This is a genomic window from Amycolatopsis sp. NPDC098790, from assembly GCF_044759945.1.
Taxonomy (GTDB): domain Bacteria; phylum Actinomycetota; class Actinomycetes; order Mycobacteriales; family Pseudonocardiaceae; genus Amycolatopsis.
The window spans coordinates 590747-615183 of the sequence record NZ_JBIWAI010000006.1 but is presented as its reverse complement, the minus strand read 5'-3'; the positions used below and the strand labels follow the sequence as shown (position 1 = coordinate 615183).

The 24437-nt window shown below is 72.0% G+C and carries 24 protein-coding genes; 5 read left to right on the top strand and 19 right to left on the bottom strand.

Going from position 1 to position 24437, the window contains the following annotated elements:
- The 8 genes from ACIQWX_RS39945 to ACIQWX_RS39910 are packed head-to-tail and all read right to left on the bottom strand — an operon-like array spanning position 1 to position 8703.
- A complete protein-coding gene (locus ACIQWX_RS39945) occupies positions 1–1956 on the bottom strand; it encodes an acyl-CoA dehydrogenase family protein (protein WP_400882680.1) in 1956 nt (651 codons plus the stop codon).
- Positions 1949–2659, bottom strand: a complete 711-nt coding sequence (locus ACIQWX_RS39940; protein ID WP_400882677.1) for a hypothetical protein — start codon at positions 2657–2659, stop codon at positions 1949–1951. Before ACIQWX_RS39940 ends, ACIQWX_RS39945 begins: the two co-directional genes overlap by 8 nt.
- A complete protein-coding gene (locus ACIQWX_RS39935; RefSeq protein WP_400882674.1) occupies positions 2656–3378 on the bottom strand; it encodes a CoA-transferase in 723 nt (240 codons plus the stop codon). Before ACIQWX_RS39935 ends, ACIQWX_RS39940 begins: the two co-directional genes overlap by 4 nt.
- On the bottom strand, positions 3375–4766 hold the full coding sequence (locus tag ACIQWX_RS39930; RefSeq protein WP_400882671.1) for a 3-hydroxyacyl-CoA dehydrogenase NAD-binding domain-containing protein: 1392 nt from the start codon (positions 4764–4766) through the stop codon (positions 3375–3377). Before ACIQWX_RS39930 ends, ACIQWX_RS39935 begins: the two co-directional genes overlap by 4 nt.
- On the bottom strand, positions 4766–5941 hold the full coding sequence (locus tag ACIQWX_RS39925; protein WP_400882668.1) for a thiolase family protein: 1176 nt from the start codon (positions 5939–5941) through the stop codon (positions 4766–4768). Before ACIQWX_RS39925 ends, ACIQWX_RS39930 begins: the two co-directional genes overlap by 1 nt.
- Positions 5931–7202, bottom strand: coding sequence for a phenylacetate--CoA ligase family protein (locus tag ACIQWX_RS39920; RefSeq protein WP_400882665.1), 1272 nt, complete (start codon positions 7200–7202; stop codon positions 5931–5933). The genes ACIQWX_RS39925 and ACIQWX_RS39920 overlap by 11 nt, the downstream gene beginning before the upstream one ends.
- Positions 7199–7543, bottom strand: coding sequence for a Rossmann fold domain-containing protein (locus ACIQWX_RS39915; protein ID WP_400882662.1), 345 nt, complete (start codon positions 7541–7543; stop codon positions 7199–7201). Before ACIQWX_RS39915 ends, ACIQWX_RS39920 begins: the two co-directional genes overlap by 4 nt.
- A complete protein-coding gene (locus ACIQWX_RS39910) occupies positions 7540–8703 on the bottom strand; it encodes an acyl-CoA dehydrogenase family protein (protein ID WP_400882659.1) in 1164 nt (387 codons plus the stop codon). The genes ACIQWX_RS39915 and ACIQWX_RS39910 overlap by 4 nt, the downstream gene beginning before the upstream one ends.
- Positions 8704–8829: 126 nt before the next feature.
- Here ACIQWX_RS39910 and ACIQWX_RS39905 point away from each other — a divergent pair, with 126 nt between their 5' ends.
- Genes ACIQWX_RS39905 through ACIQWX_RS39895 form a run of 3 tightly spaced genes read left to right on the top strand, consistent with a single transcriptional unit; the run spans position 8830 to position 10936 of the window.
- Complete coding sequence (locus ACIQWX_RS39905; protein WP_400882656.1) at positions 8830–9588, top strand: enoyl-CoA hydratase-related protein; 759 nt, start codon at positions 8830–8832, stop codon at positions 9586–9588.
- An 11-nt stretch (positions 9589–9599) separates the two neighbouring features.
- Complete coding sequence (locus ACIQWX_RS39900) at positions 9600–10091, top strand: hypothetical protein (RefSeq protein WP_400882653.1); 492 nt, start codon at positions 9600–9602, stop codon at positions 10089–10091.
- Positions 10088–10936 (top strand): aldo/keto reductase, encoded by an 849-nt coding sequence (locus ACIQWX_RS39895; RefSeq protein WP_400882651.1) that lies wholly within the window; start codon positions 10088–10090, stop codon positions 10934–10936. Before ACIQWX_RS39900 ends, ACIQWX_RS39895 begins: the two co-directional genes overlap by 4 nt.
- Here the strand turns inward: ACIQWX_RS39895 and ACIQWX_RS39890 are convergent.
- From ACIQWX_RS39890 to ribB, 11 genes are all read right to left on the bottom strand, one after another.
- A complete protein-coding gene (locus ACIQWX_RS39890) occupies positions 10925–11698 on the bottom strand; it encodes an LLM class flavin-dependent oxidoreductase (RefSeq protein ID WP_400882648.1) in 774 nt (257 codons plus the stop codon). The two genes, ACIQWX_RS39895 and ACIQWX_RS39890, sit on opposite strands and share 12 nt — an antisense overlap.
- A complete protein-coding gene (locus ACIQWX_RS39885) occupies positions 11695–12579 on the bottom strand; it encodes a hydroxymethylglutaryl-CoA lyase (RefSeq protein WP_400882645.1) in 885 nt (294 codons plus the stop codon). The genes ACIQWX_RS39890 and ACIQWX_RS39885 overlap by 4 nt, the downstream gene beginning before the upstream one ends.
- On the bottom strand, positions 12576–13376 hold the full coding sequence (locus ACIQWX_RS39880) for an SDR family NAD(P)-dependent oxidoreductase (RefSeq protein ID WP_400882642.1): 801 nt from the start codon (positions 13374–13376) through the stop codon (positions 12576–12578). Before ACIQWX_RS39880 ends, ACIQWX_RS39885 begins: the two co-directional genes overlap by 4 nt.
- Positions 13377–13753: 377 nt before the next feature.
- Positions 13754–14470 (bottom strand): SDR family NAD(P)-dependent oxidoreductase, encoded by a 717-nt coding sequence (locus ACIQWX_RS39875; RefSeq protein WP_400882639.1) that lies wholly within the window; start codon positions 14468–14470, stop codon positions 13754–13756.
- Between the two features lie 7 nt (positions 14471–14477).
- Entirely contained in the window at positions 14478–15149 is a 672-nt protein-coding gene (locus ACIQWX_RS39870) for a TetR/AcrR family transcriptional regulator (RefSeq protein WP_400882636.1), read from the bottom strand.
- Positions 15150–15214: 65 nt separating this feature from the next.
- Positions 15215–16765, bottom strand: coding sequence for a class I adenylate-forming enzyme family protein (locus ACIQWX_RS39865; protein WP_400882633.1), 1551 nt, complete (start codon positions 16763–16765; stop codon positions 15215–15217).
- A 26-nt stretch (positions 16766–16791) separates the two neighbouring features.
- Positions 16792–17877, bottom strand: a complete 1086-nt coding sequence (locus tag ACIQWX_RS39860; RefSeq protein ID WP_400882630.1) for an LLM class flavin-dependent oxidoreductase — start codon at positions 17875–17877, stop codon at positions 16792–16794.
- Positions 17874–18758, bottom strand: a complete 885-nt coding sequence (locus tag ACIQWX_RS39855) for an SMP-30/gluconolactonase/LRE family protein (RefSeq protein WP_400882627.1) — start codon at positions 18756–18758, stop codon at positions 17874–17876. Before ACIQWX_RS39855 ends, ACIQWX_RS39860 begins: the two co-directional genes overlap by 4 nt.
- Complete coding sequence (locus tag ACIQWX_RS39850; protein ID WP_400882624.1) at positions 18755–19855, bottom strand: LLM class flavin-dependent oxidoreductase; 1101 nt, start codon at positions 19853–19855, stop codon at positions 18755–18757. Before ACIQWX_RS39850 ends, ACIQWX_RS39855 begins: the two co-directional genes overlap by 4 nt.
- A gap of 22 nt (positions 19856–19877) precedes the next feature.
- Positions 19878–20375, bottom strand: coding sequence for a flavin reductase family protein (locus tag ACIQWX_RS39845; RefSeq protein WP_400882622.1), 498 nt, complete (start codon positions 20373–20375; stop codon positions 19878–19880).
- Between the two features lie 394 nt (positions 20376–20769).
- Positions 20770–22329 carry a 3,4-dihydroxy-2-butanone-4-phosphate synthase gene (gene ribB / locus ACIQWX_RS39840; RefSeq protein ID WP_400882619.1) on the bottom strand — a complete coding sequence of 520 codons (1560 nt, stop codon included), beginning with the start codon at positions 22327–22329 and terminating at the stop codon, positions 20770–20772.
- 84 nt (positions 22330–22413) lie between these two features.
- On the opposite strand from ribB, the gene ACIQWX_RS39835 reads away from it, so the two are divergent.
- Positions 22414–23436, top strand: coding sequence for a thiamine pyrophosphate-dependent dehydrogenase E1 component subunit alpha (locus tag ACIQWX_RS39835; protein WP_400882616.1), 1023 nt, complete (start codon positions 22414–22416; stop codon positions 23434–23436).
- A complete protein-coding gene (locus ACIQWX_RS39830) occupies positions 23433–24434 on the top strand; it encodes an alpha-ketoacid dehydrogenase subunit beta (protein WP_400882614.1) in 1002 nt (333 codons plus the stop codon). Before ACIQWX_RS39835 ends, ACIQWX_RS39830 begins: the two co-directional genes overlap by 4 nt.
- The last annotated feature ends 3 nt before the right edge of the window (positions 24435–24437 follow it).

Genomic DNA, 24437 nt, shown 5'->3' with positions numbered 1-24437 from the left:
TCAACCTCCGAGCGGGGGACGGGTGGTGACCGAGGACCAGAGAGCGTCGGGATCGGCCAGGTCGAGGGCCCAGCGGCGGACCGGGCCGATCTCGTCGCGCAGGGACCACAACAGGGTCGTGTAGCGGTGCAAGGCGCTTTCCCGGGTGATGCCCATCGCGCCGTGCAGCTGGTGCGCCAGCCGGGCGACCGTCGTCGCGACCGAGTCGACCAGGACCGCCGCCGCGGCGACGCGGGCCGGTTCGCACGACACGGCCGACGACGCCGCCACCTCCAGCAGCACCCGCGCGCATTCCATCTCGGCCAGCCGGTGCGCGACCGCCTGGAAGCGGTTCAACGGACGGCCGAACTGCGTCCGCGCCGACACGTGCTCGCGGGTCAGGCGGCACGCGCCCTCGACCGCGCCCAGTGCCGCGTGGATCCGGAGAACCGTCAGCTTCCGGGCCGCGTCGCCGACGGCCACCGGCTCGGTGGGGACCTCGCGCAGGGACGCCCTCAGCCGGGGACGGCCCGCCAGGTCCTGCCACAGCTCGGTGTCGGGGAGGTTCAGCGAAGCCAGCACGTCGGGGCCCAGCACCGCGGCGGAAAAGTATCCGGGGACGACGTCGAAAGCGCCGTCGCGAGCGATGGTCGCGACCGGAGCGCCCAGCGACCGTCCCACCGCGACTTCGGCCAGCGGCACCGGACACGCGTGCCGTCCCGTCGCGCGAACCAGCGACGCCAGGTCCGCGAACGTCCCGCCCGAGCCGCCCGAAGCCTCCGGGATGCCCACCGACGGCCAGCCCAGCTCCTCGAGCACCGCCCAGACGTCGGCCGGGGCCGAGCCGAGCACCTCGTCCGCCATCCGGCCGATCTCGTCGGCGACGGGCGCCGGGGCCTGGCGCGACACGATCGTCAGCAGCACCTCGTCGGTGCCGCCCCGGATCGAGAACCCGGGTGCCGCCAGCTGGGCCTGGGCCAGCAGGCCCGCGAAGCCCGGTGCGCCCGGCGCGGGCACGACCTCGCTCACCGTCCGCGCCACGTCGACGACCTCGCGCTCGAACGTCGTGCCCAGGTACTTCAGCACGGCCGCCTCCGCGGACGGCGCGCGCCCGGCGTCCATCGCCGACGCGACCCGGCACGCCAGCTCGCGCAGCGTCATCAGCCGCGCGACCAGCACGCCCACCGCCGCGCGGCCCGGCGCGTCGAGGTCCCGCCGGGCCAGCGCGTCGAGCAGCGGGAACGTCGAGAGCACGCGCTCCATCCCGCCGCGCTCGAACGACAGCTGCTCGGTGACCTGCCGCCAGCCCCCGCCCTCGGCACCGATCACGCTGCCCGCCGGCAGGCGCACGTCGTCGAAGAGCACCTCGTTGAAGTGGTGCTCCCCGGACAGGTCCAGGATCGGCCGCACGCTGACGCCCGGCGTGCTCATGGCGACGACGAACTCGGTGAGCCCGTCGTGCTTGTCCTCCCCGTCGGCCGTGCGCGCGAGGACGTACGCGTGCGTGGCGTGGTGTCCCTGCGTGGTCCAGATCTTGCGGCCGTCGAGCCGCCAGCCGTCGCCGTCCCGCACCGCGCGGGTGCGCACCGACGCGAGGTCGGAACCCGACTCCGTCTCGCTCATGCCCAGGCAGAAGGTGATTTCCCCCGCGGCGATCCGCGGCAGGATTTCCTTGCGCAGCTCGGGTGATCCGGACCGCAGGATCGCCGGGCCGATCTGCCGGTCGGCGATCCAGTGCGCGGCCACCGGCGCCCCCACCCGCAGCAGCTCCTCGGTGACGACCAGACGCTCCACATTGGACTTCCCGGCCCCGCCGGCCCCGGTGGGCCAGGTGATCCCGATCAGCCCGCGTTTCGCCAGCTCGCGGCTGAAGTCCGGGTCGTAGCCGCGCATCCAGGCGTCACAGCGGGGCTCGAACTCCCAGCTTTCGACCAGCTCGCGCACCACCCGGCGCAGCTCGTCCAGTTCCTCATCCACGCACGGCCTCCCGAGCCACGACGTATCCCCGTTCCGCGGCCTCGGCGAGCACCGCGGCCGCCACCTCGGCTTCGACGTCCGACGGCGGTTCTTCCGGCTCCGCACCAGACGTGTCGACGCCGAGGTCCGTCAGCCACGCCACGTCGTCGGACGCCGAGGTCAGCAAACGCGGTTCCGGGCCCAAGGACAACGTCCCCCAGCGAGTCAGCAGCCGAACCCGGGCGCCGGGCGCCGGAGCGGCCGTGACGTGCTCGACGCGCCGAACGAGCCGGGCCGGGTTCGCACCGCCGTGCAGCAGGAGCAGGTCCCGCGCGCCCGCGGCCGCGTCCGCCGCCCCTCCCCCGCCCGGCAGCCGGACGCGGGGCTTCGCGTAGTCGCCGATGGCTGTGGAGTTGACGCGGCCGGCGAGGTCGACGTTCGCCGCGTCGAGCACCACCAGGTCGATCCGGCGCACCAGCGAGCCGAGCACGTCCTCCGTGCTGCCGCGCCACACGACGGCCGAACCGAAGGCGGCGAAGTCCGTGGTGGAGGTCGGCAGCGTCTCGGCGGGGCCGTCCGTCGCGAAGCCCGCCTCGAACACCTGCCGCAGCGGGGCGCCCAGCCGCGCGGCGACCTCCCCCGCCAGCACCGGCCAGTGGAACCCGGCGAACACCTGCCCGCGCATCTCGCGCGCCGCGCGGACCAGGAACGACGCGGCGTTCATGCGTAAGCCTCGTACGCGGCCACGTCCCGCGGGTAGCGCCCCGGCACACCGTCCGGCGCCGCCGCCCCCGGGACCTCGACGACGGTGTCCACCAGCAGCCCCGGCAGGTCGACCGCAGGCACGGACCCGGCAACCTCCTCGGCGACGACGACCACCCGCCGGGCGGCCTGCGCGGCGGTGACGGCTTCTCCTGGCGCGTAACCGAAGTAGGCGTCCCCGCCGGGTTCGGCGACACTCGCGTGCACGAAGGCGACGTCGATCGGCAGCGCCCGCACGACGGTCGCCGAGCCGAACGGCGACGTGACCTCGGCGAGCATCCCGCCGGCCCAGTCGCCGGCCAGGTACCCGGTGTGCGGCGAGACGACGACCGGAGCGAACGGCAGGTCCCGCGCCGCGGCGCCCAGTGCGGCCGACAACGCGCCGAGGGACAGCTCGTGCCAGCGGATCGCGGAGCCGTCCTGCCAGGCGCGCCGGAACTCCCTGGTCGGGGCGGGGCCGACCGCGCTCCAGCAGTGCGAGAAGGTCACCTCGTCGGCAACGCCGGCGCCGATCAGCCGGTCGAGAACCAGCCCACCGGACCCGATCACGACGTGCAGCCCGGTTCGCCGCTGCCGGATCAGCTCGTCGGCGACGGCGAAGAGCTGGACGCCGAAGTTCCCGATCCAGACGGTGTCGCCCGGCCGGAGGGTCTCGACGACGGCGGCGAGGTCCGCGGTCACCGGGCCGCCCCCGCGGCCTGTCGCACCAACAGCTGCGCCGGCCGGTAGCGCGGGTCGCCGAAGCACTCCAGCAGCCCGCGCAAGCCCGCCAGCACCTCGGCCGGCCCGGCCTCGGCCAGCCGTTCGAGTGGCCCCGCCGGGTGGTTCATCCCCAGGCGGAGCGCCAGGTCGATGTCCTCCGCCGTCGCGATCTGCTCCTCGACCAGCGTCGATGCCTCGTTGATCATCGTCCACCCGAGGCGGTCGACGACCAGGCCCGGCAACGCGAGCACCGGCACCGATGCCGCGCCGAGGGCGTCCGCGATGTCGTAGGCCGGTTCGATGCCCGCGACCTCGTCCGCCACGACCTCCGCGAACAGCCCCTCGCCACCCCGGTGCAGCCGGACCCAGCCCACGCCGGCGGGCAGGTGCTCGACCCAGCCGCCGTGCGAGGAGTCGAGTGCGACCCGGCCCTCCAGCTCACGCAGCGCGGCGACATCCGAGGGCGTGCACGTGTTCGTGCGGTAGACCGTGACCTCCTCCGGCCCAGCCGGCCGGCGCACGACCGCCGACTGCGCCTCCCGCGGCTTCCCTGCGGAGTAGTCGTAATACCCCCGCCCCGCCGCACGACCGGTCGTCCCGGCACGAACCAGTTGGCGCGTAAGGGGAATCGGCCGGTACCGCGGGTCCCCGAACTCCCGCAGCGCCGTCTCCGACGACCCGAGGTGCGTGTGCAGCCCGGTGAAGTCCAGCAGTTCCAAGGGCCCCATGCGGTGCCCGAGCGCGCCCTTCACCGCCGCGTCGATCACCGCCGGCGCAACACCTTGGGTGACCAGCAGCTGCGACTCGTAGTACAGCGGACGGCAGACGCGGTTCACGATGAAGTTCGGCGAATCCGCGCACAGCACCGCAGTCTTGCCCAGCCCGGCAACCCACGCGCGGGCCCGCTCGACGATGTCCGGCGCGGTCCGGGCACCGCGGATGATCTCGACGAGCCGCATCTTCGTCGGCGGGTTGAAGAAGTGCATCCCGACCACCCGGGACGGGTCGCCGTACGCCCGGCCCAGCTCGCCGATGCTCAGCGACGACGTGTTCGACGCGACCACCAGCCCGGTGTTCCCGGCCGCCCGCACCTGCGCCAGCAGCGCCTGCTTCGCCTCGAACTTCTCGACGATCGCCTCGACGAACAGGTCGGCCTCGCGCACGGCGTCGCCCACACTCGCCGCGGTGGTGACGTCGATCGGGGAATCGGCTTCTTCCAGCAGTTTCGCGTGCCCGGCAGCCGTCGTCTCGGCGTCGGCATCCACGATCACGACGGCCGCCCCGGCCTGCGCGAACACCCGCGCGATGCCGCGGCCCATCGGACCGAGCCCGGCCACCGCCACCCGGAGATCGGACAACTCACCCATCACGCCACCCGTTCGATCACGGCGGCGACGCCCTGGCCGCCACCGACGCAAAGACTCGCCACGCCCAGCGTCGCGTCCCGGCGGGCCAGCTCGTGCAGCAGCGACACGACGAGCCGGCAGCCGCTCTGGCCGGTCGGGTGGCCGAGCGCGATGCCGCCGCCGTTGACGTTCACGCGGTCCTCGTCCAGTTCCAGCACCCGCACGTTGTGCACCACCTGCGCCGCGAAGGCCTCGTTGATCTCGACGAGGTCGAGATCGGTGCTCTTCACCCCCGCCTTCTCGAGCGCCCGCGGGATCGCGTACGCCGGGCCGACGCCCATCACCGTCGGGTCGACGCCCACCGCGCTGAACGACCGCATCCTGCCCAGCGGCGTGAGCCCGTGCGCGGCGACGGCGTCCGCGCTGGCGAGGACGATCGCGGCGGCGCCGTCGGCCATCTGGCTGGCGTTCCCGGCCGTCACCGTGCCGCCGTCGAGGAACGACGGCTTGAGCTTCGCCAGCCGTTCGGCGGTCGTGTCGGTGCGGAAGCCTTCGTCGCGGTCGAGGAAGCCGTCCTTCAACGGCACGTCGACGACCTGCCCGGCGAACCGGCCTTCCGCCCACGCGGTTGCGACGCGCTGGTGCGAGCGCAGCGACCAGGCGTCCTGGGCTTCGCGGGAGACGTCGTACCAGGACGCGATGTTCTCAGCGGTCTGGCCCATGTTCAACCCGCACACCGGGTCGGTGCCGCCGTCGCGCCAGCCGTCGGAAAGGACGATGTCGCCGCGCTTCACCCCGCCCCAGCGCAGCGACGGCGGTGCCAGGTACGGCATGGTGCTCATCGACTCGGTGGCGACGGCGATCGCGATGTCGGCGTCGCCGGACAGGATCGACTGGCGGGCCAGCTGGATCGCCTTGAGGCCGGACGCGCAGGCCATGTTGATCGTCTGCGCGGGCGTCTCCTGCGGCAGCTTGGCCCGCAGCGCGACCTGGCGGCCCGGGTTCGGCCCGTTGCCGGCCTGGCGGCAGTTGGCCAGGACCAGTTCCTCGACGAGTTCGGGACCGATACCGGCGCGGGCGATCGCCGTTTCGGCGGCGAGCACGCCGAGTTCGACGGCGCCGGTTTCGCGCAGCGAGCCGCCGTAGCGCCCGTTGGGGGTGCGCACGGCGCCGAGCAGCAGCACGTCACGGGACACGGTGGGACACCTCTCGTTCGGGCGCGCGGACGACCCGCTGCGCTTTGTGCGTGGTCCGGGGCAGCGAGCCCGGCGCGACGACGTCGACGACGGCCCGCACCTGCAGCTCCGCCCGCAACGCCGTGGCCAGCCGGTCCGGCAGCTCGCCCTCGGAAGGCGCCTCGACCTGCAGGCGCAGGGCCGTCGGGTACCCGGTCGCGGGATCGGCGAGCGCGGGGTCGAGCACGACGCGGAACTCCGCGAGCCCGCCGACCGTGCGGCGCACGACGTTCTCCACCGCCGACGGGAAGACGTTGACCCCGCGCACGACGAGCATGTCGTCCGCGCGGCCGCGCACCCCGCCGGCCAGCCGCGCGTGGGTGCTCCCGCACGCGCACCCCGACCGGTCGAGCACGACGATGTCGCCGGTCCACCAGCGCACCAGCGGGCACGCCTGCTTGTCGAGGTGGGTGAGCACGAGGACGCCGGGCTCGCCGTCCGGCACCGGCTCGCGGGTGACCGGGTCCAGGACTTCGGCGTGCGCGAAGTCCTCGACGAGGTGGCCGCCGGCCTGCGCTTCGCACTCCCAGGCGATGGGCTGGAACTCCAGGCAGCCGTAGCCGTCGAAGCAGCGGGCGCCCCACTCGCGTTCGATGAGCGCGCGGGTCGCGGCGACCGCGCCGCCGGGTTCGCCGCCGACCATCACGCGCCGCACCGGCGAGTCCGCGAGTGGGCGGCCGAGTTCGCGGGCGCGGTCGGCGAGGTGGAGCAGGAACGACGGCGTGCCGCCGATCGCCGTGGTGCCGTAGCGGAAGATCGTGTCGATCTGTCGATCCGTGTCGCCCGAGCCGCCGGGGATGACGGTGGCGCCGAGCTTCGTGTAGCCGAGGGTGGCGCCCAGTCCGCCGACGAACCAGGCGAACCCGAAGAGGCACTGGTAGACGTCACCGGGTCGCACGCGTTGGCTGTGCGCGGCGCGGGCATAGAGGTCGGCCCAGCGGTCGAGGTCCTTTGTGGTCCAGCAGACCGGCGTGGGACTGCCGGTGGTACCGGACGAGAAGTGCACGCGGGCCACTTCATCCCGTGGCACGGCGAGGAAATCGCCGTACGACGGGGAGTTCTCGAGCGAACGCTGGTAGTCGGCCTTGGTGGTCAAGGGCAGGGCGCGGAGGTCGTCGGGCGTCCTCAGGTCGTCCGGGTGCCAGCCCAGTTCGTCCCACTGGCGCCGGTAGTGGACGCTGGTCTCGTAGACCCGCCGCAACTGTCCTTTGAGGACGTTCATGATGCCGCCTTCAGAACGGCACCCGTGCACATGATGCTCGCGTCGGCGCCGAGGAAGTCGACCAGCGCGGCGATCTCGGCGTCCGGCGGGGCCACGATCGCGTTGACGCGGACGCCGCGCGGTGCGGCTTCGCGGGCAAGCGTGCGGCACAACGACGTGAGCGCGCCGGTGAGCGCGGTGCTGTCGGCGCCCGTCGTGTACTTGAGCAGGACGGCACCACCCGCGGGGAGCGCCTGAACCGCGTCGCGTGCTCGGACGAAGGCGTCCCCGAGACGTTCGGCCACCGCGCCCGACGCCGTCTCCGCGAGCCCCGCCTCGCCGGTGATTTCCACGACGATCATGCGTGCTCGGCGGCGACGGCGCGGGACAGGACGAGGCGCTGGATCTCCGACGACCCCTCGTAGATCTCCAGCACGCGTTGGTCGCGGTAGAGCCGCTCGGCCGGGCAGGGCTTGCAGAAGCCGTCGCCGCCGAAGACCTGGACGGCGAGGTCGACCGCGCGGTGCGCGACCTCGGACGTGTGCAGCTTGGCCATCGCGCCGGGCAGCGATACCGGCTGCCCGGCGTCGTACGCGCGCGCGGCTTCGTAGGTGAGCATGCGGGCGGCCGAGAGGTCCACGGCGAGGTCGGCGAGCCGGAAGCCGATGCCCTGGTTCTCGATGATCGGCTTGCCGAACGTGTGCCGCCGGACGGCCTCCGCGGCGGCGAGCCGGTACGCGGCGAGCGCGATCCCGAGTCCCTGCGCCGCAACGGAAACGCGCCCCAGATCCAGGGTTTGCAGGGCCAGCTTGAGGCCGCGGTTCGGCTGCCCGAGGATCGCGTCGGCTTCGACGCGCACGTTGTCCAGCTTGAGGTTGCTGGTCCGCGTGCCGCGGATGCCCATCTTGTCCTCGATGCGGTCGATCGTGACGCCGGGCGCGTCGGCCGCCACGATGAACGCCGTGATGCCACGCGCGCCCGCGTCCGGATCGGTCTTGGCGAACACGACGTACCGGCCGGAGATGCTGCCGTTGCCGATGTAGATCTTCTCGCCGGTGAGCCGGTAGCCGTCGCCGTCGGCTTCCGCGCGGCACTTGATCGCCGCCGCGTCGCTACCCGCGCCTTCTTCGGTGAGCGCGAAACTGATGGCTTCGCCGCTTCGCAACGGTCCGAGCACGTCCCGCTTCTGCTCTTCGGTCCCGGCCAGCCGAACCGGCACGGCGCCGAGCGTGTGCGCGGCGAGGATCGCGCCGGTCGACGCGCACGCGGCGGAGACTTCTTCGACGACCGCGGTGATCGCCGTCATCGACAGCGCGCTGCCGCCGTGTTCGGCGGGCACGAGCATGCCCGACAGGCCGGTGTCGACGAACGTTTTGATGTGCTCGTGCGGGTAGCGCTGCTCCCGATCGAGCTCCTCGGCGAGCGGGGCGAAGTGCTCGGCCGCGATCTTGCGGGCCGTCTCGCGCCACCGCTGCGCGTCGGCGTCGAGGGTCGGTTCCCAGAGCACAGTCTTGGCGGTCATGGCCGTGACTCCCTGTCGTCGTGCGGAGTTCCGGTCGCCGACGGGGTTGGCGCTTGCCAAAATCAACGTCAGCGTAGATGCTGATTACAGTACACAGGGACCGTTCGAAGTCAAGGGAAGGCACGCATGGGCACAGTCACCGCCGACGTCCGGCCCGGCGGCGTCGCCGTCGTCACGATCGCGGCACCGGAGACGCGCAACGCGTTGTCCACCGAGCTGCTGACCGAACTGGCCGACACCCTCGAAGGTCTCGATGTGCGCGCTGTCGTGCTGACCGGCGGACCGAAGCTGTTCGCGGCCGGCGCGGACGTCAAGCAGCTGCGGGAGCTGTCGCCGATCGAGTACGCCGCGTCCGGCCGGGCCGCGTGCTGGCAACGGATCGGCGCGGTCGGCACTCCCCTGGTCGCCGCCGTCGCGGGCTACGCGCTCGGCGGCGGGTGCGAACTGGCGCTGTCGGCGGACCTCGTCGTCGCGGCGGACACGGCGGTGTTCGGGCAGCCGGAAGTGAAGCTCGGCTTGGTGCCGGGTGCGGGCGGCACGCAACGCTGGGCGCGCGCGGCCGGCCGGTACGCGGCGGCCGGGGTGGTGCTCACCGGCCGGACGGTCGACGCGTTCGAAGCGCGGGACCTCGGGCTGGTGCACCGGATCGTGCCGTCGGAACGCCTGGTCGAGGCTGCGGTCGCGGTGGCTTCGTCGGTGGCGGCCAACGGACCTCTGGCCGTGCGCGCGGCGCGGTCGGCGCTGCGGCGCGCGGACGAGCTGCCGTTGTCCGCGGCGCTGGAGTACGAGCGGCAGCAGCTGTTGCTGATGCTCGGCAGCGACGACCACGTCGAGGGCATCACGGCGCTGCTCGAGAAGCGCGCACCCCGGTTCACCGGACGTTGAGGAGGTTCGTCATGGGGTTCTCGCGGCTGGACTGGTCGGCCCGGCCGGATTCGGACGTCGTCCTGGTCGAAGCGCGGGGGGTGCGCTTCGGCCAGGACGCGGTGAAGTTCCTGCGGCGGCTCGAAGCGGTGCCGTCGGTCGTGGTCGTCGGCGGCGAGTGCGACGCGAGCGCGCTCGCCCTCCTGGCGGCCGCGACGCTCGGGTTCGTCACCGACGACGTCCGGGTTTCCTCCGATGTGGACACCGTGCTGGCGCTGGGGTTGACCTCGGTCCTGCCCGCCGCGATCGGCGCCGCTCCGGCGCGCGCCCTCCTGCTCGGCGGTCCCGCGGACGCGGGTGCGCTGCGGCGGTCGGGCCTCGCCGCCTCCGGCGATCCCTCGGCCGCCGCGGCCCGGCTCACCGGCCCCGAGGCCGCATTGCTCGTGCGCTCCTTGCGCGTCGCGGCCCGTTCGACGCGCGAGCAGGCCCGGCAGTACGACGACGAGCTTCGGCAGCTGCGGTGAACCTGGCGCTGGGGTGCGGTCCGCTACCGGACAGTGAGGCCCTCGATGCGGCGTGGGACGGCGGGATCCGGCACTTCGACACCGCGCCCAGCTACGGCGACGGCGTCGCGGAAGAAGCTCTCGGCCGCGCTCTTCTGCGATGGCCCGGCTCGCCTCGGGTGTCCACAAAGGTCGGCCGAGTGCGGATGGCGATCGCCGACCCGTACGGCGCTCCCGACGGTCCCCGGCGTGAGCCGCTGTTCGACTTCCGCGCGGAAGCCGTGCGCGAGAGCATTCTCCGCAGCCTTGCGCTCCTCGGTCCGCTGGACACGGTGCTGGTGCACGATCCGGACGCCGCCGTCGACCTCGTCGTGGCCGAAACCTTGCCGGTGCTGCGGGAACTGCGATCGGAGGGCTTGTTCCGGGCGATCGGTGTGGGGACGACGTCCGTCGACACCGCGCGGCGGCTCGTGTCGCACGTGGACGTCGTCATGATCGCGGGCGCGTGGAGCCTCACCCGCCGGTCGGCGTTGCCGCTGCTCGACGAATGTCTCGCCGCCGGGGTCGAGGTCCTGGCGGCCGCGCCGTTCGACTCCGGGCTGCTCGCGTCCGATACTCCGTCCGCGGACGCCCGGTATCTGTATCGCGACGCCCCGGCTGAGATCGTGGAGCTGGCACAGCGGATGGCCGGCGTGTGCCGCGACCACGGCGTCAGCCTGCCGCAGGCCGCCGTGTGGTTTCCTTTGCGGCACCCGGCGGTGAGCACCGTCGTGGCGGGGATGCGTACGGCTGCGGAGGTTCACCGGAATTTGGACTTGATGGCGCGGCCCGTCCCCGACGCGCTGTGGGCGGACCTACTGCCCTGACGTCACGAACTCCTCGAAGACGCGTTCCGGCGACGGCGGGTAGTAGAAGACGAAGTCGTCGATGCCGATCTCGCGGTAGCGGCCGACGAAGTCCGTCACCGCGCCGATCGAGGACCAGATCGGCTCGGCGGTGACCGCCGGACTGCCCGCCAGGAGCATCCGCCGCACGGGCCGGTCTGCTTCTTTCAGGACGTCGATTCGCTTCTTCGTCACGGCCAGGTGGTCGTGCGCGGAGAGGCCGAAGCCGCCGTAGGAAACCCAGCGGTCGCCGTACTTCGCGGCCAAGGCCAGCGAACGCGGCCCGTGTGCGGCGATCGTCAGCGGGATCCTTCTGGCGGGCGCGAGTGACGGAAAGCCTTCCAGCACCGGCTCTCCGCGCAGCACACTGTCCACAATGGTCAGTACGTCTGTGAAGGGTATGTCGTTCCCGGCGGCCCGGTCTGCCGCGGCGTATCCGGCGCCGAGGCCGAGTTCAAGACGGCCGTTCGAGATTTGGTCCACCGACAGCGCCTGCCGCGCGAGCACGACCGGCGGCCGGAGGAGACCGTTGGCGACCAGTGACCCGATGCGGATCCGCGAGGTCGACGCGGCGAGCGCCGGCAGCAGGCTCCAAGCGTCGAGCCACGGCTGCTCGGGGTGCGCGGGGTTGAGGACGTGGTCGTCGACCCAGACACCCTCGACGCCGAGGTCCTCGAGGCGACGCGCGCGGGCCAGCAGTTCCGGCCAGCCGGTGTTCGGGATCAGCAGGGCGTGGATGCTCACGGGAACCCTCCCGCCCGGGCCAGGCTGCCCGCGATCGGCACGCCGAGGCGTTCGGTGACCCATTTGGCGTGCTCGATGGTCTCGGCGAGGTCGAGTCCGGTGTCGAAACCCATGCGGTGCAACGTGTACACGAGGTCCTCGGTCGCGACGTTGCCGGTCGCGGCCGGCGCGAACGGGCAGCCGCCGATGCCGCCGAGGCTGGCGTCCAGGGCCCGGACACCGCTGCGCACGGCCGCGACGGCGTTCGCCACGGCGGTGTTGCGCGTGTCGTGCAGGTGGACGCGCATCGGGACGCCGGGGGCGCGTTCACGCAGCACGCCGAACCGCGTCTCCACATCGGACGGCACCGCGACGCCGATCGTGTCGGCCAGGCACACCTCGTCGAAGTCCAGGTCTGCCACCGCTTTCACAACTTCGCCGAAGCGCGCCTCCGGGACCTCGCCTTCGAAGGGGCAGCCGAAGGACGCGCCGATCGTCACGGCCACTTTGACGCCGTCTTCGCGGCCACGCCGCCGGATTTCGCGGACGACGTCGAGGGCTTCGGCGGTGGTCATGCCCTGGTTGCGTTCGCTGAAGGTCGTGCTGGCCAGGACGAGCGTGGTCACCTCGCGGATGCCGGCGTCCCGCGCACGCTCGTACCCTCTTGTGTTCAGTACGAGCGCACTGTAGCCGATCCCGTTGTCCTGCAACGCTTTCGCGACTTCGGCGGCGTCGGCGAGCTGCGGGACGCGGTCCGGCCGCACGAAGGACGTCACCTCGATCCGGCGGACGCCGGTGCGGGCGGCCCGGTCGATCAGCTCGAGCTTTTCGTCCGTGGTCAGGACGCGCTCCTCGTTCTGGAGGCCGTCCCGCGGGGACACTTCGACGATCTCGACGGTCATGCGAGTCCTTCGTCCAGGGAGGCGGCCGCGACCAAACCGGAGCCGCCGTCCAGTTCGACCAGTGCCCCGCTGACGGCATCGGCGACCCCCGACCCGAGCGCGGCGACCCATTCGGCCACCTCGGCGGTCGAGGTGTCGCGGCCGAGCGGGGTTTTCGCCACGATTTCGGCGAGCTGTTCGGGCGGCAGTTCCCCACCGACACCGTCGGTCAGGACGGTGCCGGGGGCGAGGCAGAAGAGCCGGATCCCGTCTGCGCGCCAGGTCCGGGCCAGCTCCCGGGTCAGCGCGGCGATCCCGGCCCGGGCCGCGGCCGAGTGCGCCAGGCCGGGAATGCCCCGGTCGGGCGCGGACAGCGAGAGGTTCACCACCCGGCCCCGGCGTGCCTTCAGCCCGGGGTGGGCGGCTTGGATGATGGCGGCGGTGGCGGTGAGGTTCAGATCGGCAACGGCGGCGAAGCCCCGCGGCGAGATCCGGTCCACCGGCGCGACGAACTGCCCACCGGCGTTGTCGACGAGCAGGTCCAGCCCGCCGAGGCTTTGGACGAACGCGGCCGCGGCGGGCCGGTCACGGATGTCGAGCGCGGCGAAGGAGAACCGATCGCTCGCGGCGAGGGAAGCGGTTTCGGCGAGCCGTTCCTGGCGCCGCCCGACACCGACGACGGTGGCGCCGAGGTCCAGCAGCCGAAGGGTGATGGCACGCCCGATACCAGAGCCGGCACCGGTGACGAGCGCAAGCCGGCCCCGCAGCGAACCAGCGGGGAGAACGGCACACGACTCGGGCCGAGGTGCGGCCCTCACGCCGACACCCGGCTTGCGAGGGAGCGGGGTCGCCGACGCCCCGGGCCCCGACGCAGCCGCCGAATCATCCGCGGCACCCGCACCCGGCCGAGCCAAACCCGGCCCGGCACCCGGGCCGGGGTCACCTCCGGCGAGAGGCGCGGCCGCCGAATCACTCGCAGCGCCCACCTCCGCCCCCAGCCGAGACAAACCCCACCCGCCACCCGAACCGGCACCACCTCCGACCCGATCCGCAACCGCCGAAGCACCCGCGCCACCCACCTCCGCCCCCAGCCGAGGCAAACCCCGCCCGCCACCCGAACCGGCGCCACCCAGGGGTCGATGCGCGGCCGTCTCGACAACCAAGCCAACGCCACCCCCGACCCGATCTGCGGCCGTCACGACAACCCCGGCACGCGAGCCAACAACCCGCCGTCGACCGGCAGCACCACCCCGGTCACGAACGGCGCCTGGAACAACGCCCATACCGCTTCCGCCACCTCCTCCGCCTCAGCCGCCCGCCCGGCCGGATGCGCCGCGGCGAACTCCGCCTCCGAAAGCCCCTCCACCATCCGAGTCCGCACCAACCCCGGCGCGACCGCGTTGACCCGGATCCCTCGCGCCGCATACTCCACAGCGGCGGTCTTCGTCAGCCCGACCACAGCGTGCTTGCTCGCCACGTAAGCACTCGACAACGGAACCCCGGCAAAACCCGCCCCGGAAGCGGCGTTGACGATCGCCCCACCACCGGAAGCCAGCATGTGCCGCACCTCGGCGCGCATGCACGCCAGTACCCCGCCCACGTTGACCCGCTGCACGCGCCAAAACACGTCGTCCGGGTACTCGGCCAGCGGCGCACGCACCCCGGACACCCCGGCGTTGTTGTAGGCGAAATCCAACCCGCCGCCCCAAGCCACCGCGGAAGCAGCAGCGTCCGGATCGGACACATCAGCCGAAATCCCCAGGGCCCGCGCCCCGGTCCGACGCAGCGACAAGGCGGCTTCCGAAGCCCCGGACCGATCGACCAACGCGACCGAAACCCCGCGAGAGGCGAGCCGCGAAGCCGTGGCGAAACCGATCCCCCGCGCCGCCCCGGTGACCAGTGCGACGCTCACCGGAACGCTACTTCGGCGACAACGAAGAAAGCGCCATCTCGATGAAGTCCTCGCCGAAGTCCTCGAGACTCCGCTCGCCCTCGGGGTTGTACCAGCGGTGGATCCAGTTGAACATGCCGATGATCCCCAGCACGGCCACCGACGGGTCGATGTCCGTCCGGAACTCCCCCGCCTTCGCGCCCGAGCGGATGACCTCCGCCAGCACGCGGCCGTAGCGGTCGGCGTTGTCGCGGATGTGGTCGGCCTCCGGGCCGGTCATCACCTGGTGCACGTTCTCCGAGAGGAACACGAACAGCTCCGGCAGCTCGGCCATGGTCCGCACGTACTCGCGCAGCGCCGAGGCGAGCCGCTCCGGAGCGGACAGCGGCAGGGCCGCGACCTCCTCCAGCCGGGTGCGCATCGTCTCGATGGGGTCGTGCAGGAGCGCGACGAGCAGCTCCTCCTTGGTGCCCACGTAGTAGTACAGGGTCGCCCGGCTGATGCCGACCTCGCCGGCGACGTCCTCGAGCGTCGACTGGCCGTAGCCGAGCCGGGTGAACACCCGGCCCGCACCGGCCACGACCTCCGCCCAGCGGACGTCCGACCGGCGGCCGCTCGCCTGCCTGCGTTCGAGGCGCCGGCGCGCGATGTCGCTCTCGGGATCGGTCGCCGCTGAGCGGCGACGGCGTGGCGCGGCCACTGGCGATCGGACTCCCTTGCCCTCGGTGCCGCCCCGGGCGCGCCGGGGCTCCTGCCGCACCCACCTTAGCGCTCGCGCAGCTCACGCTTGAGGACCTTCCCGCTGGCGTTGCGCGGGAACTCCGCGTCCAGCGAGAACAGGGCCGGCACCTTGTACCCGGCCAGCCGGGTACGGCACCACGCGCGCACCGCGTCGACGTCGAGCGCCGCGCCCTCCTCGAGGATGACGTGGGCCCGGACGATCTCGCCCCAGTGCTCGTCCGGCACGCCGACGACGGCGACCTCGCGCACGCCCGGGTAGCGGCCCAGCACGTGCTCGATCTCGTCGGGGTAGATGTTCTCGCCGCCGCGGATGATCATGTCCTTCTTGCGGCCGTTGAGGTAGAGGTAGCCCTCCTTGTCGCGCCGGGCCAGGTCGCCGCCGCGGAACCACCCGTCGACGAGCACCTTCGCGGTCTCCTCCGGCTGGCCGAGGTAGCCGGACATGACCGCGTCGGCGCGGGTGACGATCTCGCCCACCTCGCCCTCGGGGACGTCGACCAGCTCGGTGTCGTTCTCCGGGTCGCACAGCCGCAGCACCACGCCCATGCCCGCCTTGCCGATGGACCCGAGCAGGTGCTCGTCGCCCTTCAACGCCCGCCGGTGGTCCTCGGGGGTGAGCACGGTCTGCAGCCCCGCCTCGGTGCCCGCGCCGAACATGTTCAGGAAATCGCAGTCGAAGCGATCCATCGCGCGGCGCAGCAGCGACGGCGACATCGGGGCGGCGCCGTAGCCGATGGAACCCAGCCCCGAGAAGTCGCTCGCCGGGTCGGCCACCAGGGGTTCGTGCAGCAGGGTGTCGATCATCGTGGGGACCAGGAAGACGCCGTCGAGGCCGCCGCGCGCCATCCAGTGCGCGACCGTCGGCGCGTCGAACGAGGGCAGCACCAGGGAGGTGTGCCCGCGCGCGACACCCGACAGCGTGTAGAGCATCCCGCCGACGTGGAACAGCGGCGCCGCCGAGTAGTGGAACGAGATGTTCGTCATCGCGCGTTCGACGATGCACTGCATCACCATGTGCTTGGCCATCCGCTGCGAGTGCATGACGCCCTTGGGCAACGCGGTCGTCCCGCTGGTGAACGCGAGGCACACCAGTTCGTCGTCGGCCATCGGCACGTCGATCTCGACGTCGTCGCCACTGTCCACGAGGGACTCGTAGGACTCGTCGCCGGCGTGCGAGTCGTAGCTGATCGTCGCCTTCAGCCCCGGCACGTCCACCCCGCGCACGAGGTCGGTGTAGCGGTCGCTGAAGAACAGCACCTTCGCCTCGGCGGTGCGCAGCAGCGCCTGCAGCTCGGGCCCGGCGAGGCGGAAGTTCAGCGGCACGTACACCGCGCCGAGCTTCATGCAGGCGAGCAGCGTTTCGACGTACTGCGCGGAGTCGGTGGCGAAGAGCGCGACGCGGTCACCCTTCTCGACGCCCATGCGGCGCAGCGCCGAGCCGATCCGGTTCACCCGGCTGTTCACCTCGGCGAAGGTGAACTTCGTCGTATCGGTGACGAAACAGGGTCTGGTGGGGACGGTGCTCGCGTTGATGCGGATCCAGTCCGACATCCGCGAGTTCTGCTGGACGGACATGCGCACTCCCTTGTGCAGCCTCGTCGCTAAGTGAGCTTGGGGAGGACCTCGGTGCCGATCAGTTCGATGGAACGCATGACCTTCTCGTGCGGGATGTCGTAACTCTGCACGAGAAGCAGCAGGATGTCGACGCCCACGGCCTCGTAGCGCTTGCACATGCCCACGAAGTGGTCGGGGTCGCCACAAAGGACGGTCTCGTTCTGCGTCAGGTAGTCGAAGGTGAGGTCCTCGATCTGCATGCCGCCCAGCAGTTTCCTGGCGTACTCGTAGCTGCCGAGGTTGGTTCCTTCCCGCCAGGCCCCGAGTTCGGCGATCGTTTTCAGCGAGCTCTGGATGTACCAGGGGAACGCCGTGCGCGCGTCGTCGTGCGCCTGCTGCGTGGTTTCCGCGCAGTGCGCCTGGGCGAACGTGGCGATGCGGTTGTTGACGAACTTCCCGACGGGCTGCACCTGCTCGAGACCCTCGTGGTAGCGGCTGATCCGCTTGGTGAGCGCCTCGGGCGGGATCGCGACGGAGAACGACAGCAGCCCGAGTCCCTTCTGCCCCACGATGACGTGGCTTTCCGCGCTGGAGGTCGCGCCCCAGATCGGCGGGTGCGGGTTCTGGTAGGGCTTCGGGACGACGCCGCGCGGCGGCAGCTTGAAGTACTCACCGTCCCAGCTGAACTCTTCTTCGGTCCACGCGCCGACGATGACGTCGAGGGCCTCTTCCCACATCGGGCGGGTCTCGTTCGGCTTGATGCCGAAGCCCTCCATCTCGACGCGTGTTCCCGAGCGGCCGGTGCCGAACTCCAGGCGGCCCTTGGACAGGACGTCGACGGTGGCGGCGGCTTCCGCGGCGCGCACCGGGTGGTTGTACGGGAACGGCAGCAACCGGACGCCGTGGCCGATGCGGATGTTCTCGGTGCGGGCCGCGATCGCGCCGTAGAACACGCCGGGTGCGCTGGAGAACGAGTACTCGTCGAGGAAGTGGTGCTCGACGGTCCAGACGCTGTGGAAGCCGAGCCGGTCGGCCAGTTCGATCTGCTGCAGCGTGTTTTCGAACGCGTTGTAGGCGCTGTCCTGCGTCCACGGTCGCGGCACGGGCAGCTCGTACATGAGGGCGAGCTTCACGAATCCTCCAAGACTGCGGTGACCGACCCGGTGTGCGGGGCCGCCGGGGTGACCCCGAGGTCGAAGGCCACCAGCTGCCCGGTGAGCCCGTAGGTGACGTAGAGCCGGCCGTCCGCGCCGACGCAGCAGTTGGTCGGCTGGGTGCCGTCGCCGGTTTCCAGGGTTTCCTTCAGCCCGCCGCCGGAGTAGACGAAGACGGCGTTGCCGATGCTGCCGCAGACGTACAACGTGCCGTCGCCGTCGAAGCAGAAGCCGTCGGGCATCCCGGCGGGCAGCTTGAGGACCTGTTCCGGGGCGCCGAACTCGCCGCCGTCGACGTCGAAGGCGAGGATCTTGCGGGTCAGCGACTGGGCCAGGTACAGGCGGCCGTCGGGTCCGAACGCGACCCCGTTGGGCATGGCCGGGACCTCCACGGAGCCGGCGACGCTGCCGTCAGCGGCGATCGCCACGACGTGCCCGGGGCGGATGGTGCGCAGGTCTTCCCAGTTGGCGCTGTCGGTGACGTAGAGCGTCCCATCAGGACCGAAGCAGAGGTCGTTGGGCCGGTGCGGCGCCGGGCCGGGCAGTTCGCCGGTCACCCGGGTGACCGTCCCGTCGGGATCGACGCGCTGGACGCAGCCGTCGAGCTGCCGCGGCGCGTGCCAGTAGCCGGTGCCCTCGGCCGAGAGCCCGCCGTTGTTGGCGACGTACAGCTCGCCGTCCGCGCCGAGCGCGCTGCCGTTGGGGCCGCCCCCGCAGTCACCCACACGGGTGATCGTGCCGTCCGCGTCGACGCGGCTGACGGCCTCGCCCTTCATCTCGACGACGGCGACCGCGCCGTCGCCGAGCCAGGTCGGGCCTTCCGGGAACCGCAGTCCGCTCGCGACGACCCGCGGCGTCACGACGCACCCGCCGGGGCCTCGTCGAAGCTGTGGCGCGGCAGCTCCTTGACGCGCGGCATGACCTCGGCCGCGAACAGGCGCATGTTGGCCTCCGCCAGTTCCGTGGTCATGCCCGAGAACGAGCAGACCGCGTTGAACCCGTCGTTGCCCACTTTGGACCGGATGTCGACGATCCGCTCGTAGCACTCGTCGGGGGTGCCGTAGATCTGCAGCTCGATGAAGTTCTCGACGACGCGGCTCGAGCCCTTGTTCTGGATGTAGGACGCCAGCGAGCGGTAGTACTCGTAGCCCTGGGTGGACGCGAAGTGCCGCCCGCCCAGTTCGTAGTGCGACATGACCGACTCGTAGTAGCCGCCGATGTACTGCTGCGCCATGTCCTTGGCCTTGATCGGGTCCTTGTCGCAGCAGACCCAGCCGGTGACCATCGGCGCCGGCGCCTCGACGCCCTTCAGCTCGCGGAACTGCTCGCGGTATTGGCGCATGTCGGCGGAGACCTCTTCCCAGTCCTTCTGGGGGTTGATGAGGATGCCGGCGCCGACGTCGGCCATGATCCGCACCGATTCGGGTGACACCGCGGCCGCGTAGAGCCGGTCGCGGAAGGACTTGACCGGCCGAGGACGCAGGTCGCGCTTCGGGATCTGGTAGTGCTTGCCGTCGGCCTCGAGAACGCCGGTCTCCAGCGCGCGCAGGACGATCTCGGCGGACTCGACGAACCGTTCGCGCGACTCGTCCATCGGGACGCGCAGGCCTTCGAACTCGATCCGCCCGAGGCCGCGTCCCATGCCGAAGATGAACCGGCCGCCCGACATGAGGTCGAGCATGGTGACCTGCTCGGCGACGCGCACCGGGTCGTGCCACGGCAGGATGACCGCGCCGGAGCCCAGGAGGATGTTCTTGGTGCGACCGGCCATGTAGGACAGGAACTGGATGGGGTCCGGGCACATCGTGTAGGAGGTGAAGTGGTGCTCGACGCCCCACAGCATCTCGAAGCCCAGGGGTTCGGCGAGCTCGCACAGGCGCAGCTCGTCGGCGTAGACGCGCTCGTCGTCCTTGGCGTCGCCGCCACCCTGGAAGATGCTCGTGTATCCGACTCGCATCGGTCGTGACCTTCTTTCCGGCTCAGGGGTTGATCGGGTGCGGGCGCAGCCGCTGGTAGGTGCCGTGGCAGAAGACCAGCGGACGGCCGGCGTCGGTCGCCGACAGCTCGTGGACGTCCGCCAGGACGAGGACGTGGTCACCGGCATCGGTGACCGAGTGGGTCGTGCAGTCGAACCAGGCGAGGGCGCCGTCGAGGACGGGCGAGCCCAGCGGCGAAGAGGTCCAGGCGACGCCGCCGAACTTGTCCCCACCGGAGACGGCGAAGGCGCGGGAGGTGCCTTCGCCGTCCTCGCCGAGGACGTTGACGCAGAACTTGCCGAGTGGGGCGATCCGGGGCCAGGTGGTGGAGGTGCGGGCCACGAAGAACCCGACGAGGGGTGGTTCGAGGGAGACGGAGACGAAGGAGCCGACGGCCAGGCCGAGGGGTCCGTGCGGCCCGGCGGCGGTGACGACGGCGACACCGGTGGGGACGTGCCGCATGACGCGCCGGAAGCTGTCCGGGGTCACGGCGGTCACCACGGTCGGCTCCCGTCGGTGAGGCCGGCCGGTGCCGGGTCGTGGGCCGGTGTTGGGCGCGTCGGCCAGGTTGTCGAGCCTGCGGTCCCACGCACCACACCTGCGGAAACCGGCCGGGAACCGCCCAGCTTTGCCACGGCCGACTCCCGGCGGCGGAGCCGGTGGGCGCCCAGGCCGCCCAGCTTTGCCACTGCGGACTCCCGGCGGCGGTGCCGGCGAGCGCCGAGGCCGCCCGGCGTCACCACGGCCGGGTCCCGTCGGCGGCGGTGAGCGCCCAGGCCGCCGAGCTTCGTCACGGCCGACTCCCGGCGGCGGTGGCGGTGAGCGCCCAGGCCGCCCGGCGTCACCACGGCCGACTCCCGGCGGCGGTGCCGGCGAGCGCCCAGGCCGCCTGGCGTCACCACGGCCGAGTCCCGTCGGCGGCGGGCGCCAAGCCGTCCTCGAGCGCGAGGTCGTGACCCATCCGGGCCTGCTTGGTGCGCAGGTACCGGACGTTCTCGCGCGCGGGCACGGTGCGCAGCGGCTGGGTGGTCACGTGCAGCCCGGCATTCCGCAGGGCGTGCACCTTGTCCGGGTTGTTGGTCAGCAAGGTGACGGTGGTCAGGCCGAGGCGCAGCAGCACGCGGGCGGCGGGACCGAAGTCGCGGGCGTCGGCGGGGTGGCCGAGGCGCAGGTTCGCGTCGACGGTGTCGGCACCCCGGTCCTGCAGGGCGTAGGCGCGGAACTTGTCGGCCAGCCCGATCCCCCGGCCTTCGTGCCCGCGTTCGTAGACGAGCACCCCGCGCCCGGCGGCGGCGATCGCCGCGAGACCGTCGTGGAGTTGTTCGCCGCAGTCGCAGCGCAGGGAGCCGAACAGGTCACCGGTCGCGCACTCGGAGTGCACGCGGACCAGCACCGGCTCGTTTCCGGTCAGGTCGCCGAGGGTCAGGACGAGGTGTTCGCCGCCGTCGGGCTCGGTGCGGATGAGCCGCGCGGTGAAGTCGCCGTGCGCGGTGGGCAGCGGGATCGCCGGCACCTCGCCGGGCACCAGGCCACCGGAGCCGTCGCCCACCGGCTCCCCATGCGCGGTCGGCAACGGAACCGCCGGCACCTCGCCGGGCACCAGGCCACCGGAGCCGTCGCCCACCAACTCGCCCAGCGCAGCCGGCGACGACACCGCGCCGGGCACCAGGTGCCCACCGCCACCGGTGCTCACCGGCTGCGCGGCCAACCCACCATGCACAGCCAGGACTTCGCCCGGCACCACGTACCCACCGGCGCCCGTCACCCCCGCGGCCAATCCGCCGCTCGCGGCCGGCAACCGAATCGCCGGGACCCCGCCGGAGCCGGTGGCCACCAGCCCACCCTGCTCAGCCGAGACCTCACGGGCCGCGATCACGTCCGCGATGCCGATCACCGGCAGCCCGTGATCCCGCGCGAACGCCAGCACCTCCGGACCGCGCATCATCTCGCCGTCCGGGCGGGTCAGCTCCGAAATCACCATCACCGGATCGAGCCCGGCCAGCCCCGCGAGATCCACCGCGGCCTCCGTGTGCCCCGGCCGGGCGAGCACACCCTCGCCGTGAGCGCGCAGCGGGAACATGTGCCCCGGCCGGGCGAAGTCCTCCGGACGGGCGTCGGGGTCGGCGAGCAGCCGGGCCGTCGCCGTCCGGTCGGCCGCGCTCACCCCCGTTGTCGTTCCCCCCAGGGCGTCGACCGTGATCGTGAACGCCGTGCGGTGGCGGTCTGTGTTGTCCGCAACCATCAGCGGCAAGCCCAGCGCGTCGGCGCGGGCGGCCGGCATCGGCACGCACACGATGCCCGTCGTGTGGCGCAGCAGGAAGGCCATCTTCTCCGGCGTCATGTCCGCGGCCGCAAGCACGAGATCCGCTTCGTTCTCGCGGTCCGCCGCGTCGAGCACGACCACGAACTCGCCCCGCTTCAGGGCGTCGAGCGCGTCCTGCACGGTGTCTGCCATCGCGCCGCTCCTTGCGTCATCGCTTGTGTTGACGGAGACGGTAACCCCTTCCGCGATCCTGCGTCAACGCTTACGCTGACAGACATGACCGACAGCATCGCTCCCCCGGAGGAGCTGAGCGGGCCGGACGGAGCCACGCTCGCGCGCGAGATGATGCGGCGGATGCAGCGCGTCCGCCAGTTCGAGGAAGCCACCATCGCGTTGTTCCACGCGGGCGAGCTGCCGGCGATGGTGCACCTGTCGATCGGACAGGAAGCCGCCGTCGTCGGCGCGTGCCTGGCGACCGGAACGTCCGACTACATGACCGGCAACCACCGCTCGCACGGCCACCCGATCGCCAAGGGTGCCCAGCTCGGCGCGCTGATGGCCGAGCTGCTGGGCAAGGCGACCGGCGTGTGCGGCGGCAAGGGCGGCAGCATGCACCTGGCCGACTTCTCCGTCGGCAGCCTCGGCGAGTCCGGCATCGTCGGCTCGGCCATCCCGGTGGCGACCGGGGCCGGGCTCGCGGCGCAGGTCAAAGGCAGCGGGCAGGTCGCGCTGTGCTTCTTCGGCGACGGCGCCGCCAGCGAAGGCGTGCTGCACGAGTCGATGAACATGGCCGGCATCTGGAAGCTGCCGGTGATCTACTTCTGCGAGAACAACGGCTACGCCGTGAGCGTCACGGCCGAAGAGTCCCTGTCGGTACCGGACGTCGCGATTCGCGCGGGCGGGTACGGGATGCCCGGCGTCGTCGTGGACGGCCAAGACGTCCTGGCCGTCTACCGCGCCACGCGGGACGCCGTCACGCGCGCCCGAGCCGGCGAAGGCCCCAGTCTCGTCGAGGCCAAGACGTACCGCTTCCACGAGCACGCCTACGGCCTCGTGGTCCCCCAGCCCTACCGCGAACAGTCCGTTGTGGACAGCTGGTTCGACACCGTCGACCCGATCACGCTGTTCCACCAACGGCTTCTCGACTGGGGTGTGCTCACATCGGACGAACTCCAGACTCTGCACGACGAGGTCAAGTCCGAAGTGGACGCCGCCGTCGAGTTCGCCCGCGAATCCCCCTTCCCGCCGCTCGAAGCGGCCTACGCCGACGTCTACGCACCTTCGGAGGTGACCGCGTGAGCGCACCGACCAAGCGCCGGGCCGCGCAGCTCGGCTTCCTGCAGGCCATCAACCGCGCGCAGAGCGAGGAGATGACGCGCGACCCGAACGTCATCCTGATGGGACAAGACCTGCGAGCCAACGTCTTCGGGGCAGCCGCGGGCGCATTGGAAGCGTTCGGACCTTCGCGCGTGCGGGACCTGCCGCTCGCCGAAGCCGGTTCGATCGGGGTGGCCGCCGGGGCGGCGATGGCCGGGCTGCGGCCGATCATCGACCTCACCGTGGCGAGCTTCGTGTTCGGCGCGATGGACCAGTTCGTGTCGCAGCTGGCGAAAGCGCGGTACATGTTCGGCGGGCAGGCGACACTGCCGGTCGTCGTCCGGGCCGCGCTGTACTACCACGGCGGGACGGCCGGGCACCACGCCGACCGGCCGTACCCGATGTTCATGAACGTGCCTGGCTTGAAGATCATCCTGCCCTCCACGGCGCCGGACCTGCTGGGGCTGCTCAAGTCCGCGATCCGCGACGACAACCCCGTGCTGTGCTTCGAGGACGCGAACCTGTGGGGCCGCAAGGGCCGGGGACCGGCCGTGCCGCCGGACACCGACCACGTGGTGCCACTCGGCAAGGCGGCGGTGCGCCGGCCGGGCACGGACGTCACGATCGTCGGCATCGGCCTCGGCTCGTGGCTGGCGCTGGAAGCCGCGGCCGAACTGGAGGCCGAGGGCATCAGTGCCGAGGTGATCGACCCGCGGACGCTGGTGCCGATGGACTGGCCGGCGATCCTCGAGTCGGTGAGCCGCACGGGCCGCTGCGTCGTGGTCGACCCGGCCAACCGCACGTGCAGCGCGGCGAGCGAGATCTCGGCGCGCGTCGTCGAGGACTGCTTCTCCGACTTGCGCGGGCCCGTCGTGCGCGTGACGACCGACGACACCCACGTCCCCTTCAGTCCGGTGCTGGAGAAGCAGATCTACCCGACGCAGGCCAAGATCGTCGCCGCCGTGCGACGCACGTTCTGAGGA

Bases quoted from the DNA above. Each gene is read 5' to 3' on its own strand.
- ACIQWX_RS39940 (WP_400882677.1), bottom strand. From the start codon at position 2,659: ATGAACGCCGCGTCGTTCCTGGTCCGCGCGGCGCGCGAGATGCGCGGG.
- ACIQWX_RS39930 (WP_400882671.1), bottom strand. From the start codon at position 4,766: ATGGGTGAGTTGTCCGATCTCCGGGTGGCGGTGGCCGGGCTCGGTCCG.
- ACIQWX_RS39920 (WP_400882665.1), bottom strand. From the start codon at position 7,202: ATGAACGTCCTCAAAGGACAGTTGCGGCGGGTCTACGAGACCAGCGTC.
- ACIQWX_RS39915 (WP_400882662.1), bottom strand. From the start codon at position 7,543: ATGATCGTCGTGGAAATCACCGGCGAGGCGGGGCTCGCGGAGACGGCG.
- ACIQWX_RS39910 (WP_400882659.1), bottom strand. From the start codon at position 8,703: ATGACCGCCAAGACTGTGCTCTGGGAACCGACCCTCGACGCCGACGCG.
- ACIQWX_RS39905 (WP_400882656.1), top strand. From the start codon at position 8,830: ATGGGCACAGTCACCGCCGACGTCCGGCCCGGCGGCGTCGCCGTCGTC.
- ACIQWX_RS39900 (WP_400882653.1), top strand. From the start codon at position 9,600: ATGGGGTTCTCGCGGCTGGACTGGTCGGCCCGGCCGGATTCGGACGTC.
- ACIQWX_RS39885 (WP_400882645.1), bottom strand. From the start codon at position 12,579: ATGACCGTCGAGATCGTCGAAGTGTCCCCGCGGGACGGCCTCCAGAAC.
- ACIQWX_RS39865 (WP_400882633.1), bottom strand. From the start codon at position 16,765: ATGTCCGTCCAGCAGAACTCGCGGATGTCGGACTGGATCCGCATCAAC.
- ACIQWX_RS39850 (WP_400882624.1), bottom strand. From the start codon at position 19,855: ATGCGAGTCGGATACACGAGCATCTTCCAGGGTGGCGGCGACGCCAAG.
- ribB (WP_400882619.1), bottom strand. From the start codon at position 22,329: ATGGCAGACACCGTGCAGGACGCGCTCGACGCCCTGAAGCGGGGCGAG.
- ACIQWX_RS39835 (WP_400882616.1), top strand. From the start codon at position 22,414: ATGACCGACAGCATCGCTCCCCCGGAGGAGCTGAGCGGGCCGGACGGA.